This is a genomic window from Variovorax sp. P1_H2 (assembly GCF_056405295.1).
This window is the reverse complement of record NZ_JBFUCJ010000003.1, coordinates 1-14926: the sequence shown is the minus strand read 5'-3', so window position 1 is coordinate 14926 and position 14926 is coordinate 1. Positions and strand designations below refer to the sequence as shown.

Annotated in this window: 17 protein-coding genes; 9 read left to right on the top strand and 8 right to left on the bottom strand. The window is 68.7% G+C overall.

Going from position 1 to position 14926, the window contains the following annotated elements:
- Window positions 1-7 precede the first annotated feature (7 nt).
- The 8 genes from AC1D2E_RS01955 to bcsZ all read left to right on the top strand — a co-directional run bounded on the left by AC1D2E_RS01955 (window position 8) and on the right by bcsZ (window position 7560).
- On the top strand, window positions 8-1387 hold the full coding sequence (locus AC1D2E_RS01955) for an FAD-dependent oxidoreductase (protein ID WP_478195833.1): 1380 nt from the start codon (window positions 8-10) through the stop codon (window positions 1385-1387).
- Window positions 1384-2553 (top strand): CaiB/BaiF CoA transferase family protein, encoded by a 1170-nt coding sequence (locus tag AC1D2E_RS01950; RefSeq protein WP_478195832.1) that lies wholly within the window; start codon window positions 1384-1386, stop codon window positions 2551-2553. Before AC1D2E_RS01955 ends, AC1D2E_RS01950 begins: the two co-directional genes overlap by 4 nt.
- Window positions 2550-3326: an enoyl-CoA hydratase-related protein gene (locus AC1D2E_RS01945; RefSeq protein ID WP_478195831.1), complete on the top strand. Its 777-nt coding sequence runs from the start codon at window positions 2550-2552 to the stop codon at window positions 3324-3326. The genes AC1D2E_RS01950 and AC1D2E_RS01945 overlap by 4 nt, the downstream gene beginning before the upstream one ends.
- 29 nt (window positions 3327-3355) lie before the next feature.
- A complete protein-coding gene (gene fdxA / locus AC1D2E_RS01940) occupies window positions 3356-3694 on the top strand; it encodes a ferredoxin (RefSeq protein ID WP_478195830.1) in 339 nt (112 codons plus the stop codon).
- Between the two features lie 27 nt (window positions 3695-3721).
- The gene (locus tag AC1D2E_RS01935; RefSeq protein WP_478171528.1) at window positions 3722-4636 is read left to right on the top strand and encodes a LysR family transcriptional regulator; all 915 of its coding nucleotides are present in this window, start codon (window positions 3722-3724) and stop codon (window positions 4634-4636) included.
- Between the two features lie 152 nt (window positions 4637-4788).
- Entirely contained in the window at window positions 4789-5712 is a 924-nt protein-coding gene (locus AC1D2E_RS01930) for a dihydrodipicolinate synthase family protein (RefSeq protein WP_478195829.1), read from the top strand.
- A gap of 181 nt (window positions 5713-5893) precedes the next feature.
- On the top strand, window positions 5894-6346 hold the full coding sequence (locus AC1D2E_RS01925; RefSeq protein ID WP_478195828.1) for a thermonuclease family protein: 453 nt from the start codon (window positions 5894-5896) through the stop codon (window positions 6344-6346).
- Complete coding sequence (gene bcsZ, locus AC1D2E_RS01920) at window positions 6343-7560, top strand: cellulose synthase complex periplasmic endoglucanase BcsZ (protein ID WP_478195827.1); 1218 nt, start codon at window positions 6343-6345, stop codon at window positions 7558-7560. Before AC1D2E_RS01925 ends, bcsZ begins: the two co-directional genes overlap by 4 nt.
- On the opposite strand, the gene AC1D2E_RS01915 is transcribed toward bcsZ, so the two are convergent.
- From AC1D2E_RS01915 to AC1D2E_RS01905, 3 genes are all read right to left on the bottom strand, one after another.
- The gene (locus AC1D2E_RS01915; RefSeq protein ID WP_478195826.1) at window positions 7534-9210 is read right to left on the bottom strand and encodes a putative bifunctional diguanylate cyclase/phosphodiesterase; all 1677 of its coding nucleotides are present in this window, start codon (window positions 9208-9210) and stop codon (window positions 7534-7536) included. The two genes, bcsZ and AC1D2E_RS01915, sit on opposite strands and share 27 nt — an antisense overlap.
- Before the next feature lie 56 nt (window positions 9211-9266).
- Window positions 9267-9434, bottom strand: a complete 168-nt coding sequence (locus AC1D2E_RS01910; RefSeq protein ID WP_478171524.1) for a hypothetical protein — start codon at window positions 9432-9434, stop codon at window positions 9267-9269.
- A gap of 122 nt (window positions 9435-9556) precedes the next feature.
- Window positions 9557-9922, bottom strand: a complete 366-nt coding sequence (locus AC1D2E_RS01905) for an FHA domain-containing protein (protein WP_478195825.1) — start codon at window positions 9920-9922, stop codon at window positions 9557-9559.
- 141 nt (window positions 9923-10063) lie between these two features.
- Between AC1D2E_RS01905 and AC1D2E_RS01900 the strand changes: the two genes are divergently transcribed.
- Window positions 10064-10270 carry a hypothetical protein gene (locus AC1D2E_RS01900; RefSeq protein ID WP_478195824.1) on the top strand — a complete coding sequence of 69 codons (207 nt, stop codon included), beginning with the start codon at window positions 10064-10066 and terminating at the stop codon, window positions 10268-10270.
- A 25-nt stretch (window positions 10271-10295) separates the two neighbouring features.
- Here the strand turns inward: AC1D2E_RS01900 and AC1D2E_RS01895 are convergent, their stop codons facing one another.
- From AC1D2E_RS01895 to AC1D2E_RS01875, 5 genes are all read right to left on the bottom strand, one after another.
- Window positions 10296-10634 carry a hypothetical protein gene (locus tag AC1D2E_RS01895; RefSeq protein ID WP_478195823.1) on the bottom strand — a complete coding sequence of 113 codons (339 nt, stop codon included), beginning with the start codon at window positions 10632-10634 and terminating at the stop codon, window positions 10296-10298.
- Window positions 10635-10775: 141 nt separating this feature from the next.
- Window positions 10776-12260 (bottom strand): Do family serine endopeptidase, encoded by a 1485-nt coding sequence (locus tag AC1D2E_RS01890; protein WP_478195822.1) that lies wholly within the window; start codon window positions 12258-12260, stop codon window positions 10776-10778.
- Window positions 12261-12315: 55 nt separating this feature from the next.
- A complete protein-coding gene (locus AC1D2E_RS01885) occupies window positions 12316-13638 on the bottom strand; it encodes an ATP-binding protein (RefSeq protein WP_478195821.1) in 1323 nt (440 codons plus the stop codon).
- Window positions 13639-13723: 85 nt separating this feature from the next.
- Complete coding sequence (locus tag AC1D2E_RS01880) at window positions 13724-14383, bottom strand: response regulator (protein WP_478195820.1); 660 nt, start codon at window positions 14381-14383, stop codon at window positions 13724-13726.
- A 42-nt stretch (window positions 14384-14425) separates the two neighbouring features.
- Window positions 14426-14926: IclR family transcriptional regulator domain-containing protein (locus AC1D2E_RS01875; RefSeq protein ID WP_478195819.1), on the bottom strand; the 501-nt coding region annotated here is incomplete at its 5' end.

The window sequence follows — 14926 nt, the reverse complement described above, 5'->3', positions numbered from 1 at the left end:
AATCGTTATGAGCCGTATTGGCGACTGGATGCATGAGTCTGCGCACGACATTCGCGTGGCAGCCGAATCGGATGTGGTGGTGGTCGGCGGCGGGCCTGCCGGCCAGGCCGCGGCCCTCGCCGCTGCACGCAACGGTGCCAGCGTCACGCTGCTGGAGCGCTACAACCACCTCGGCGGCCTCGCCTCGGGCGGCATGGTGCTGGTGCTGGACGACATGTGGGACAGCCACCTGCAGGAAATCTCGGTGCGCGGCATCTGCCTCGAGATGATCGAGCGCATGGCCGCGACGGGCCTGGCCGAGTACCCGAAGCAGCACGAATGGGGCAGCCTGCCCGACGCGGTGCGGCGCTGGAAGCGCTGGGGCACCTTCGACTTCCACAGCAAGGAGAAGCCGCATCCGATCTGCTTCGCAGCGGCCTTCGATCCGGACGCCTTCAAGCGCGCCTCGCTCGAGATGGTGCAGCAGGCCGGGATCGAGCTGCGCCTGCATTCGTGGTTCTCGCGCACGCTGGTCGAAGACGGCCAGGTCAAGGGCGTGGTCTGCGAGACCAAGAGCGGTCGCGAGGCGATTCTCGGCAAGGTGGTGATCGACGCCACGGGCGACCTCGACGTCGCGGCCTCGGCGGGCGCTCCGCATACCAGCGGCGCCTACATCGTGACCACGGTGTTCCGCCTCGGCGGCGTCGACACCGACGAGGCCGAGCGCTTCGAGAACGAGGAGCCGCAGGCCTTCCAGGCCATCGACCGGGAGGTCAAGCACCTGCTGGGCGGCGCCTGGGAATACTGGTGGCTCAAGACCCCGCTGCCGGGCGTGGTCTGGTGCAACTGCCCGCACATGGCGGGCCTCGACGGCCTCAAGGTGGCCGACCTGACGCGCGCCGAGGTGCAGGGCCGCAACACGATCCACAAGGTGGTCGAGTTCGTGCGCGACCGTCTCCCCGGCTTCCGCAACTGCTACATGATCGACATGGCGCCCCAGACCGGCATCCGGCAGACGCGCCTGCTCGAAGGCGAGTACGTGATGACCAAGGACGACGTGGCCCACCGCGTGCGCTTCGAGGACAGCGTGGCGCGCGGCCGCGACTACTACTACCCCTACCGCACCCTGCTGCCCCGCAGCGTGGAGAACCTGCTGGTGGCCGGCCGCCACTACTCGGCGACCTCGGCGGCGCAGAAGGTCTCGCGCGAGATCCCGCCCTGCATGGCGATGGGCGAGGCCACCGGCGTCGCCGCGGCGCTGGCGGTGAACGCGGGCGTGTCGGTGCGCAACGTCGACATCGGCAAGCTGCAGCGCACGCTGCGCGCACAGGGCGCCGACCCCGGCGACCAGAAGGGCCCGAATGCCGACATCCCGGCCATCGCCCGTTCGTTCGCGGAGGCCGCATGAGCACGACGACCCAACACCTGCCGCTGCACGGCATCCGCGTGATCGACTTCACGCAAGTCATGATGGGCCCGGTCTGCACGCAGATGCTGGCCGACCACGGCGCCGACGTGATCAAGATCGAGCGCAAGGGCGCGGGCGACCTGAGCCGCTCGACCTTCGCGCCGGTCGCCGGCAACGACAACCCGATCTTCTGCAGCCTGAACCGGAACAAGCGCAGTGTCGAGATCGACTTGCGCGATCCGGCCCAGGTCGACCTGGTCAAGGCGCTGATCGCCGATGCCGACGTCGTCACCAACAACTTCCGCGCCGGTGTCATGGAGCGGCTGGGGCTGGGCTACGAGGATTGCCGGCGCATCAACCCGCGGATCGTGTACGCCGTGGGCACGGGCTTCGGCGAGACCGGCCCCTATGCGCACAAGGGCGGCCAGGACGTGCTCGCGCAGGCGCTGTCGGGCGTGATGGCGCGGCGCGCCGACGCCGCGGTGCCGATCTCGATCTACCCGACCGCGCTGGCCGACTACACGGCCGGCATGCACATGGTGCAGGGCATCCTGTTCGCGCTGCTGCAGCGCGAACGCAGCGGCGAAGGCCAGAAGATCGCGGTCTCGCTGTACGACTCGATGCTGTCCATGCAGATGCAGGAGGCCGCGATGATCATGATGGAGGACTCGGAGGTCAACTGGGCCGCGATGCCGCTGTCGGGCGTCTTCGATACGCAGGACGGGTCGCTGGTGCTGGTCGGCGCGTTCAAGGCGCATCCGCTGCGCGACATCTGCACTGCGCTGGAAATCGACGACCTCTCGCAGGACGAGCGCTTCGTCGACCTGGCCGCGCAGTTCAGGCACAAGGCTGAGCTGCATGCGATCTTCAGGGAGCGCTTCGCGAGCAACACGCGTGCCTATTGGCTGGCCCGGCTCGAGGCGCAGGACCTGCTCTCGGCGCCGGTGCGCGACATGCGCGAGGCCCTGGTCGATGCGCAGACCCTGCACAACGAAATGATCCTCGAAGGCGAGGCCTCGGCCAGCCGGCCGCTGAAGTTCATCGCCAGCCCGATCCACATGTCCGGCGCCCGGACCGGCCTGCGGCGCGAGCCGCCGAAGCTCGGGCAACACACCGAAGAGGTGCTGGCCGAAGCGCGTGCCTTGATCGAAGAGGCCGGCGTATGAGCGTTCTCTTCGAAGTCGCGAACCACGTGGCAACGGTCACGATCGACCGTCCGGAGGTGCTCAACGCGGTCGACCTCGCCACCGAAGCCGAACTGGTGCGCATCTGGGACGACATCGAACGCAGCGACGACATCCGCGTCGTGGTGCTGACCGGTTCCGGCGAACGTTCGTTCTGCGCCGGCGCCGACCTCAAGAACACGTCCAACCTCAAGGGCGTCGACTACTGGGCGGCGTCGCGCCCCGGCGGCTTCGGCGGGATCGCGCTGCGCGAGACGCTCAACGTGCCGGTGATCGCGAGAGTCAATGGCTTCGCGCTCGGCGGTGGCTTCGAGATGGTGCTGGGCTGCGACCTGGTGGTGGCCTGCGAGGACGCCAGCTTCGGCCTCCCCGAGCCTCTGGTCGGGCGCCTGCCGCTGGACGGCGGCATGTTGCTGCTGCAGCGCCAGATCCCGTACCGCCAGGCCATGGCCATGATGCTGACCGGGCAGCGGGTCAAGGCGCGGCGCGCGCTCGAGATGGGGTTGATCAACGAAGTCGTGGCGCGCCCCGAGCTCGACGGCGCCGTCGAGCGCTGGGTGCAGCAGATCCTGGCCTGTGCGCCACTGTCGCTCAGGGCCCTCAAGCAGGTGGTGCGGCTCACGGGCACGATGTCGCCGGCCCAGGCCCACGGCATGCGCCTGCCGGCGCTGGTGGCGGCGCTGCAGTCCGAGGACTCGAACGAAGGCGTGCTGGCGTTCCAGCAGAAGCGCAAGCCCCAGTGGCAAGGCCGCTAGGCCGGCCATCGCCGACGCGAACAACTGCCATGGCCCACGTCATCACCACGGCCTGCATCGACTGCAAGGACGGCGCCTGCGTGCTGTGCTGTCCCGTCGATTGCATCTACGAGGGCGCGCGTACTCTGTACATTCACCCGGATGAATGCATCGACTGCGGCGTTTGCGTGTCCGCCTGCCCCACGGAGGCGATCTACGAGGAGTTTCGGCTGCCGCCCGAACTACAGCACTACACGGCCATCAACCGCGAGTTCTTCGGCATCGAGATCAGCGCCCTGGGCTCGCCGGGCGGCGCCGACGGACGGCGCCTGGCCTGCGACCATCCGCGCATCGCGCAGGAAGCACCGAGCACCCGGGCGGTGGGATGACGCCGGCTCTTTCGGGAGGGCTGGCTGATGCACGCCATCGTTCTGAAGTACTTCATCGAAGTGGCGAGCGCCGGCTCGGTCCGCAAGGCCTCCGAGCGGCTCTACGTGGCGGCGAGTGCCGTCAACCGGCAGATCCACAAGCTCGAGGACGAATTGGGCGTCGAGCTGTTCGATCGCCTGCCCAATGGCCTGCGCCTCAATGCCGCCGGCGAACGGCTGCTCAAGCACGCGCAGGAAACCCTGCACCAGTTCCAGGTGATGCGCACCGAGCTCGATGCGCTCAAGGGCGAACGCACGGGCCACGTCAAGGTCGCGGCGATGGACTCGTTCTTCGAGGAACTGCTGCCGTCGGCGGTCGAGGAGTTCCTGCAGATCTTCCCTGCGGTCACCTACACCATCACCTCGACCCAGCCGATGGAGATTCCCCAACTCGTGATGTCGGGCCAGGCCGACGTCGGACTCACCTTCGTGAGCCGGCTGCCCGGCGGCATCGAGGCGATCGCCACGGCCAGCCTGCCGATCGGCGTGGTCATGCCGCCGGGGCATCCGCTGTCGAAGCACGCGAGCGTGTCGCTGAAGGACTGCGCCAAATATCCGTTCCTGCGCTCGAGCTCGCACCCGGTGCTGAGCGCCTCGCTTTCAGCCGAATTTGCCGCCTTCTGGGACGACATGGAGCCCGCCGCGACCTGCAACTCGACCCCCCTGCTCAAGCGACTGATCATGGGCGGCAAGGGCATTTCCTGCTTCTCGAAGATCGCCTTCATCGAAGAGCTCCGGCATGGGGACCTGCTCTGGCGGCCCTTCGAACTGCCGGCGTTGAACAAGCTGCAGGTGGGCATCCTGGTGCCGACGCAGCGCGTCTTGCCGCATGTCACGCAGAACTTCGTCGGCCGCATGGCCCGGCGCCTCACGCAACTTGAAATCGCTGCCGCCGCGCTCTGAGCGCCAGGGCAGCGGCGGTCTCTTCCATCCCTTCATCCCAAGAGACTCGACATGAATGATCTGAAGAACGAGGCCGCCCTCCTCACGGGCGCCAGCACGGGCATAGGCGCCGCGGCGGCCCGAGCGCTGGGCAACGGCGGGCAGGTGAGTCCGTGAAGGGCAAGGCCCGGTACCGGGGCATCTTCCCGGTCGCGCCGACCACCTTCACCGAATCGGGCGAGCTCGACCTCGCGAGCCAGAAGCGGTGCATCGACTTCCTGGTCGATGCAGGGTCCGACGGGATCTGCATCCTGGCGAATTTCTCCGAGCAGTTCCTGCTGTCCGACGGTGAGCGTGAGGTGCTGACGCGCACGGTGCTCGAACACGTCGCAGGCCGCGTGCCGGTGATCGTCACCACGACCCACTTCAGCACCAGGGTCTGTGCCGAACGCAGCCGCCGCGCGCAGGACATGGGGGCGGCAATGGTGATGGTGATGCCGCCTTACCACGGAGCGACATTCCGGGTGGCGGAGCCGCAGATCCAGGCCTTCTATGCGCGGCTGTCGGATGCGCTGGACATCCCGATCATGGTCCAGGACGCGCCGGCCAGCGGCACGCCGCTGTCGGCGCCGTTCCTGGCTCGCATGGCGATGGAGATCGAGCACGTCGCCTACTTCAAGATCGAAACGGCGGGCGCGGCATCGAAGCTGCGCGAACTCATCCGCCTGGGAGGCGCCCTGATCGAAGGTCCATGGGACGGCGAGGAAGCGATCACGCTGCTGTCCGACCTCGACGCCGGCGCCACCGGCTCGATGACCGGCGGCGGCTACCCCGACGGCATCCGCCCCATCATCGAGGCGCACCGCGCAGGCGATCGCGACAAGGCCTTCGACCTCTACCAGCGCTGGCTGCCGTTGATCAACTACGAAAACCGCCAGGCCGGCTTCCTTGCCGCCAAGGCGCTGATGAAGGAAGGCGGCGTGATCGCCTGCGAAGCGCCGCGCCACCCCTGGCCCCCCATGCACCCGCAAACCCGAAAGGGTCTGATCGAAACGGCCCGCCGTCTCGATCCGATGGTGCTGCGCTGGGGCCTCTGAGATCGAAGTCCCGTGATCAAGCTGGGGCGGGGCCAATGGCTCGGCTGCGGACACTAACATCGAGGCCTCCCCGAATCCGCCGACCGCACTGCGCATGCATCTCCTTCTCGCCCTCCTCTGTCTTCTTTTCCCGATCGCCTCGCAGGCCGGGCAGCACGCTGAATCCTGCAGGGTCGTCGGCGTGGTCGACGGCGATACCGTTGCCGCCCGCTGCATTGGCCGCAAGGGCCGAGCCCCCCTCCACGTGCGCCTCCAGGGCATCGACGCGCCGGAGAGGCGCCAGTCCTTCGGCATGCGCGCGAAGCAGGCCTTGTCCGGCATGGTGTTCGGGAAATCGGCCCGGCTCGATTGCGTCGGCACCGACCGGTACGCGCGCAGCGTCTGCAAGGTGATGGTCGCGCCGGCATCGGCGCCCGACGGCCCCAAGACCCTCGACGCCGGCCTGGCGATGGTGACCGTCGGCATGGCATGGTGGTACCGGAGCTATGCGGGCGATCAATCGCCCGAGGAGCGGGGGCAGTACGAATTCGCCGAGTTCGAGGCGAAGGCCAGGCGCGCCGGACTGTGGCGAGATCCGCAGCCGATGCCGCCGTGGTCGTGGCGGAAAGCGGAGCGCGGCGCGGCCCATCCATGACACGAACTCCCTCGCCCGACCCGCGCGATCCCACCGCCATGGACCGTCGCCGCTGGCTCGCCGGCCTGGCCCTGTTGCCGCTGGCATCCACCCTGCCGGCCGCTGCGCAACAGATCAACGGGGCCTGCCTGCCGGCAACCGACTGGAGCTCCTTCGCGGCGCGCCACCTCCAGGCCGATGGTCGCATCGTCGATCTCGACGCGCCAAAGCGGCATTCGACCTCCGAAGGCCAGTCCTACGGCCTGCTTTTCGCGCTGGTCCACAACGACCGCGCCGCCTTCGCCCGCATCCTCGAATGGACCGAGACGAACCTGGCCGCGGGCAACCTGGCCAAGCGCCTGCCCGCCTGGCAATGGGGCCGCCGGCCCGATGACAGCTGGGGCGTGCTCGACGACAACCCGGCCTCGGACGCGGACCTCTGGATCGCCTATTCGCTGCTGGAAGCCGGCCGGCTCTGGAACGAGCCACGCTACCAGAGCCTGGGCCGCGCCGTCCTGACAGTGGCCGCGAGCGAAGAAGTCGCGACGCTGCCGGGGCTTGGCCGCATGCTGCTCCCCTGGCCCCGAGCGATCGCCACGGGACCGGCCTGGCGCCTCAACCCGAGCTACCTCCCGCTGCAATTGCTGCGCCGCTTCCAGCAGCAGGACGGCAAGGGTCCTTGGGGCGAGATCGCCGACAACACGGTGCGCATGCTGGCCGAGGTCGCGCCGCACGGCTTCGCGCCCGATTGGTGCGCCTGGTCGACCACCGAGAAGTCCTTTGTCGCCGACCCTGAGAAAGGCGCGGTCGGCGGTTACGACGCGATCCGCGTCTACCTCTGGGCCGGCATGCTCAACGCCGCCGATCCGGCGCGCCAGCCGCTGCTCAATTCGCTCTTCGGACCGCGTCGGCTGCTGGAGCAGCACAAGCCCATGGCGGAGTTCGTCGACGCGGAAACCGGCGCCACGCGCGGCACCGGTCCGGTCGGCTTTTCGGGCGCCCTGCTGCCCTACCTGAAGGCACAGGGCCCCACGCCTCAACTCGACGCCGAGCTTGCGCGGGTCCGCGCCCGCGTCGGCGGACCGGGGCAGCCGGCGTCCACGCCCCTGCCCTACGACGAGCGCATGCTGATTCTTTTCGGACAAGCCTGGCTCGATGGCCGCTTTGCGTTCAGCCGCACCGGGCAGCTGCAAACCCATTGGAGGCTGCTATGCCCTGCCACTCAACTCGCCTGAGAGTCGCCAGGTCGCGCAATCCGCCGCCCTGCCCCAGGGCGGCGCACGCTCGAACCCGGCGATCCACGCGGGAACCTCTGCAGCCGGCAAGGGCTTGGCGATGCCATAGCCCTGGCCGAGCGTGCAGCCGAGCGCCAGCAGCGCATCGCCATGGGCCACCGACTCCACGCCCTCGGCGATGGTCTTGCGCCCGAAGGCGCGCGCCATCACGAGGATGCCGCGGATGATGGCCTCGTCCTCCGGGTCTTCGAGCATGCCGCGCACGAAGGACTGGTCGAGCTTGAGCGCGGCCACGGGCAGGCGCCGAAGGTAGGTGAGCGATGAATAGCCGGTGCCGAAGTCGTCCATCACCACCGGTACCCCCAGGGCCTTGCAGGCACCGATGAATTCGGCCACCGCCGCGAAGTCCTTGATCGCGGTGGTCTCGAGGATCTCGAGTTCCAGCACGCCTTCGTGCAGCTCGGGAAAGCGGCCCAGGTGGAAGGACAGCCGCTCGATGAAATCCGGCCGCAGCAGGTGGCGCGGACTGATGTTGACACTGACCGAGGTCTTGATGCCCGCGGCCAGCCATTCGGCCGCCTGCCGCACCGCCTCGCCGATGGCCCAGTCGCCGAGCTGCTCCACCAGTTCGTGATCCTCGATCATCGGCACGAAGGCGGAGGGCTGCAGCAACCCGCGCTCGGGATGCTGCCAGCGCACCAGCGCCTCGAAGCCGATCACCCGGCCGCAGCGCATGTCCACCTTGGGCTGGTAGGCCAGCAGGAACTCGTGCTTCGCCAGCCCGGCCTGGATGCGCTGTCGGATCTCCAGTTCCTGCTGTTCCTCGAGCGCATGGCCGGCGTCGAAGAAATGAACCTGGCTGCCGCCGGCCCGCTTGGCGAAGAACACCGCGTGCTGCGCATGCTGGAGCATCACTTCGGTCGGCTGCTCGCCACGGCGCATCAGCGACACGCCGACGCTGGTGCGCAGGCGCGCCGAGCGGTCCTGCAGCCGGAAGGGATGCGCCAGCCGCGCCAGGATCTGCTCGAGCAGCGCCTCGCAATCCGCAGCGTCGTTGACGAACAGCAGCAGCGCGAACTCGTCGCCACCGACCCGCGCGACGCTTGCAGCGTGCGGCACCGCGGCCTTGAGACGGCGGGCCACCTCGCGCAGCACGGCGTCGCCTCCTTGCGGGCCGAAGTTGTCGTTGACGTCTCGGAAGCGGTCGAGGTCGAGCAAGCAGACCGCCAGCAGGCGCTCGGGGTCGCCATCGCGCACCGGGGCCGGCGTCAGTTCGTCGGCCGAAGGCACGCGGTTGGGCAAGCGCGTCAGCGCGTCATGCCGCGACAGCAGGTCGAGCCGCTCGCCGCGCACGCCGCGCGCGGTCGGCGTGAAGGACCACAGCGCGCAGCGGTCTTCCATCCGCTCGCCGCGCACATCGGCCAGGATGCTGTTCCCGTGACCGCCCCGCAACACGACCCGGCGGCCGTCGACCGCGCCGCGCGCAGGCAACTGCATGGCCAGCGCCGCGGCCGGCGCCAGCACGTCGCTGAAGGGCATGTCCGCGAGGGCGCCCGACGGATAGTCGAGCAGCGTGTGCGCGTCGTCGTCGGCCCAGAGGATCAATCCGTCGCAGATCTTGAGGTGGCCGACGAGGGTGCGAATGGGCATGGACGCTATTGTTCACTCAAAACGAACCGTCCCGCGTCCCTCCCGGACGTCGACAGTCAGTGTCGGTGCAACGGCGCGCCGCGAATCGTGTCGGCCGACTTCTTGATCTGGTGGACCATCCGGCGCTGCAGCGGCGACGCTTCCCGGTGGCTGAGGACATCGATCAGCCAGCCGCCGGCCACCAGGATCGCCAATGCGCCAAGGGTCAAGACCTCTGAGTCCATGCTGTTCTCCCGGAATCGTCGGAGCGCCACTTTGCACCACAAACGTGCGAACGGGAATCAGCCGAACGGCGTGTCTGCCTTGTGACTTTGTTCCTTGTTTTCCATCCTTCGGAGGGTTCCGATCAGGATTTGACACCAAGTCGTTGCAGGTCGATTTCCGCCAGCCGGCCCGGCACGGTGACCAGCCGGAGCGCCTCGGCCGGAGCGATCGGGCCGCCTTGCGCCAGGAAACGGATCTGGCAGCCGCCGATCTTGATTTCATCGCCGCCGCACAGGGCGGCATTTTCGACCCGCTGGCCGTTGACGTAGGTTCCGTTGTGGCTTTGAAGGTCGCGGATGTTCATCGCTTCGCCTACGGCCTCGAACACGGCGTGGGAGCGACTCACGAGCGGATTGTCCAGCACCAGGTCGCAGCTGTCGGCACGGCCGACCACGAAAGGCGTGCGGGTCATGTTGACCTGCTTCGCCGAGCCATTCTTCTGCAGCACGATCAGTCTCGACATTGTTCCTTCCTCTCCTTTGTTGACGCCGAAAGCGGTAGCCGCCCTTCCGGTCTATGTCGCCTTGGGGGTGCCAAGCCTCCTTCGGAGAGATGGGCGAAAGCGCGGCGGCCGCGTAACTTCGAGATCATGCAACATCCCACGACGCTCGCTGCCAGATTCCTGCTGCCGTTCGCGGCGGTCGGCTTGCATCGCAGATCCCCGGCCCCCTGCCGGGGCGCACCGGCCCAGCCGCTGCTGGTGCTGCGCGGCGTGTCGCAGCAAGGCACGATCCGCTCGCAGGCGGCCCGGGTCATCGCGGTCACGGCAATGTACTTCGACGCCCAGGGACGCTAGGCGCCCGCAGGACAGATTGCAGCAACTACAGGATCGAGTGATCGGTCGTGAAGAGACAAGAGTCCAGGTCGCCGGAGGAACCCGAGGCTGCCGTGCCCGCCTCGGGCAGGTCGGCCGAGGCGCTTTCGCCGATGCCGACCGGCATCTTCGGCTTGCCGAAAGGGGCGAGGCCCTGCAGCACGCGAAGTGCCGAGGCGCCCTGGATAAGGGCCTCCGAGTAATCCGGCACGCCCTGGGTCGAACAGTCGATCGGCCGGAATCCCAGGCAGTCCTCGGATTCGGCCTGGACTGCCTCCATCAGGACCCAATGGAATTCATTGGGTTCCAGTTCAAGAACAGTCAGCGCTATATCGCGAAGTGCCACCGGGAAACCTTTCGATCAGTAATGTACTTATTGTTACTCAGGGTTAATTTGAATACCAAGGCACTATTGCACGCTGTTTTGAGGAAGGGTCCGCGAGACCGGCACTAAGTCGCACACGGCCGGTCCCGCGGCCCTCTCGCCTCAGCCGAGGCGCACCGGCACGAAGATCTTGTTGCCGTCGCGCTGGATCAGCAGGGCCACCGACTTGTCGGCCTTGGCCACCACCTCGCGAACCTGCTCGATGCTCTTCGCCGGCGTGCCGTTGATGGCCAGCAGCACGTCGCCGGTCTGCACGCCGGCCATCGCCGCCGGGCCGCCGACGTCCGCGATCAGCAGGCCGCCGTCGACCTGCGCCTCACGCTGCTCCTGCGGCTGCAGGGGGCGCAGCGCAAGGCCGAGCTTGCCCTGGTTGGCACCGCCCTGCTCGTTCTTGGCCACGGCAGTGCCCTTTTCGGCCGCATCGCCGAGCTTGGCGGAAATCTCCTCGCGGGCACCCTGGCGCCAGATCTCGAGCGTGATCTTGCTGCCGGGCTTCTTCTGGCCGATCAGCGCCGGCAGATCGCCCGAGGCGACGACGGGTTCGCCATCGACCTTGCGGATGACGTCGCCGGACCGCAGGCCGGCCTGGTCGGCCGGTCCGCCCTTGTCGACATTCGACACCAGTGCGCCCTCGGGCTTGTCGAGCTTGAACGAGTCGGCAAACGCCTGGTTCACTTCCTGCACGGCGACACCGAGGCGGGCATGCGAGGCCTTGCCGGTGGCGACGATCTGGTCCTTGACCTGCATCGCGACCTCGATCGGGATCGCGAAGGACACGCCCTGGTAGCCGCCGCTGCGGCTGTAGATCTGCGAGTTGATGCCGACCACTTGGCCGCGCGTGTTGAGCAGCGGGCCGCCCGAGTTGCCCGGGTTGATYGCGACGTCGGTCTGGATGAAGGGCACGTAGCCGTCGTCCGGCAGCGAACGGCCCTTGGCGCTGACAACGCCCGCGGTCACCGTGTTCTCGAAGCCGAAAGGCGAGCCGATCGCCAGCACCCATTCGCCGGCCTTCAGGTCCTTGGTGCTGCCCACCGACAGCACCGGCAGGTTCTTGGCCTCGATCTTGATCACGGCGACGTCGGTCTTCGGATCGGCGCCCAGCACCTTGGCGCTGAATTCGCGGCGGTCGGTCAGCTTGACCGTGACTTCCTTGGCGTCCTTCACCACGTGCGCGTTGGTCAGGATGATGCCGTCGGCGCTCAGGATGAAGCCCGAGCCTTGGCCGTGCACCGGGGTCTCGCGCTGCGGCTGCATGCCGCGCGGGCCGCCCTGGCCGCCGCCGAAGCGGCGGAAGAACTCGTACATCGGATCGTCCGGATCCATCTGCGGGCCGCCCTGCGCATCGGCGGTCTTGGTGATGCCCGTGACGCTGATGTTGACCACCGCCTGGCCGTCGCGGGCGGTGATGGTGGAGAAGTCGGGCATGGTCACCACGGGAGCGGTGGAACCGGCCACGGCAATGGCCTGCGCCGGCGGCGCGGCCACGGCACGGGCGCTGGTGTAGGCGCCGGCGCCGACGGCACCGATCACGCCGGCGGCGGCCAGCGAAAGCACGAGCGCGCGGGGCGAGGTCAAACCGGTTTTCATCAGGAATCCTTTCGAGTGTTGGAAGAGAGCACGAAAGGAATGTCGGGCCGGTTGCTTAAGCAGTGCTTAAAGCTCGCCCCCCAAATCGCACTTGCACGCGCAGGCCGCCGAGGGGGGAGCGGTCCAGGGCGACGGTGGCGCCGTGGAGATCGGCGATCGACTTGACGATCGCCAGGCCCAGGCCGCTGCCGGGGGCCTGGGCTTCGCCGGCGCGGTAGAAGCGATCGAGCACCCGCTCGCGCTCGCTCTCGGGCAATCCGGGTCCGCTGTCGTCCACGCTCAGTTCGACCTCGCCCGCGCCAGCCGCGATGGCGATGTCGACGCGACCGCCGGGAGGCGTGTACTTGACCGCGTTGTCGATCAGGTTGCGCAACAGCGTGCGCAGCGCCTCGGGCTGGCCCTGCACAGTGGCCGGGTCGGCCCGCGCGATGCCGATATCGATGTCGCGCGACTGGGCCGCTGCCACGGTGTCGGAAATGGCCAGGCGCGCCACCTCGGGCAGGCTGACCGATTCCGGCCGCGCCCCGGCCGCCGCACTGGCCTCATGGCGCGCCAGGGCCAGCATCTGCTCGACCAGCCGGGTCGCCCGGTCGATGCCGGCTGCCAGCCGGGCCACGGCGAGCTCGCGCGTCGCATCGTCGGAAGCCCGCTGCAGGCCCTGCACCTGGAGCTTGAGCGCCGCCAGCGGCGAGCGCAGTTCATGCGCCGCATCGGCGACGAAGTGTTTCTGGGCCTCGAAGGCCTGCCGCAGCCGCACGAACAGCAGGTTCAGTTCGTGCACCAGCGGGCGCACTTCCTCCGGCAGCTCGGACTCGCTGAGCGGCGACAGGTCGTCGGCCTGGCGGATCGCCACCTGCCGGCGCACCCGCGAGACCGGCGCCAGCGAGCGGCTCACCACCCACCACACCACCAGCATCAGGAGCGGCGCCGCCAGCACGATCGGCCCGACGGTGCGCAGTGCCAGGGTGCCCGCCATGCGGCGGCGCGCCGCCATGTCCTGCGCCACCTGGATCACCAGCGCCCCGGTCGCCAGCGAGAACACGCGGTAGGTGGTGCCGCGCGCCTGCACGTTCGAGAAGCCCAGCACCGCGCGCTGCGGCAGTGCCGCCTGGGCCGCCGACTCGAAGATCCGGATGCCGTCCAGGGTCCAGACCTGGACAATGAATTCGAAGTTCTCCTCGCCGCCGCCGAGGCCGCCGACCGTGGAACTGGGCGGCAGGCCGGCACGCAGCGACAGCGCCATCTGCTGCATGTGGTGGTCGAAAATGTCATCGGCCTCCTGCAGCACCGTGCGGTAAGCGACAAAGGCCTGGGTGCCGGCCGCCAGCACGATGGCCGCCAGCAGGAACCACAGCAGGCGCGCCCTGAGCGATTTCACGAGAGCCCCCACGCTCGGCACTGCGTGTCCTCGCTGCCCCCCGAGGGGGCGCGAGCTTGCTCGGGGCGGCCCAGCGCTGCGCTCTTCATTCCCTTGGCACCATGTAGCCGACCCCGCGCACATTGCGGATCAGGTCGGCGCCGAGCTTCTTGCGCAGCCCGTGCACGTAGACCTCGACCGCATTGCTGCTGATCTCGTCCTTCCAGCTGTAAAGCTTCTCCTCGAGCTGGGCCCGCGACAGCACCATGCCGGGCCGGGCCAGCAGCGGCTCGAGCACCGCCCATTCGCGCGCCGACAGGATCACCGGCTGGCCAGCCACGGTGACTTCGCGGGTGGCCGGATTGACGCTCACCCCCATGTGCTCGTAGACCGGCTCGGCCCGACCCGAGGCCCGTCGCAGCAGCGCCCGGATGCGGGCCAGCAGTTCGTCGAGGTCGTAGGGCTTGAGCACGTAGTCGTCGGCGCCGGCATCGAGCCCCTCGATGCGCTGCGCCACCGAGTCGCGCGCGGTGGCGATCAGCACCGGCATGCGCTGCTTGCGGGCCCGCAGCGCGCGCAGCACGTCGAGCCCGTCGCGGCGCGGCACCCCGAGGTCGAGCAGCACCAGGTCGTACTGCTGCGTGCGCAGGGCGGTGTCGGCGGCATCGCCGTCCTTGACCCAGTCGACCGCGTACTGCTCCGCGCGCAGCAGGTCGAGCACGGCCTCGCCGATCATCACGTCGTCTTCGAGCAGCAGCAGTCGCATGGTTCCGTCATCCGCAGTTGGACTGGTCCGGATGGTAGCGACTCACAAGAGCGCACGAACCTCGCGGGCGGCTTCGAACAGCAGCGGCAGCAGGTCGCGGCGCAGTGCCTCCTCCTGGTAGCGGCCGCCGGACAGCACCACGTTGAGCGCCGCCACGGTGCGTCCCTGCATGTCGCGCAGCGGCACGGCCAGCGCCTGCACGCCGAGCTCGTGCTCCTCGCTGGCGAAGCAGAAATCGTCCTTGCGGGCCTGCACGATCCGCTGGCGCAGCACCCGCGCCTGGGTGATGGTCTGGGGCGTGAGCCGCGACAGCCGCCGGGCCTTGAACCACGCGGTCAGCTGAGTCGGGCTCAGCGCCGCCAGCAGCACCCGGCCGGTCGACGTCGCGTGGGCCGGCAGCCGGGCCCCGAGATGCAGGCCGTAGGCCAGCACCCGCGTCGGCGCGCCGTAGCTGCCGCTGCGGGCGACGATCACCACCTCCTCGCCATCGAGCACCACGGCGGAAAACGATTCCTGGGTCTGGGCGGCAAGCCGGTTCAGGGT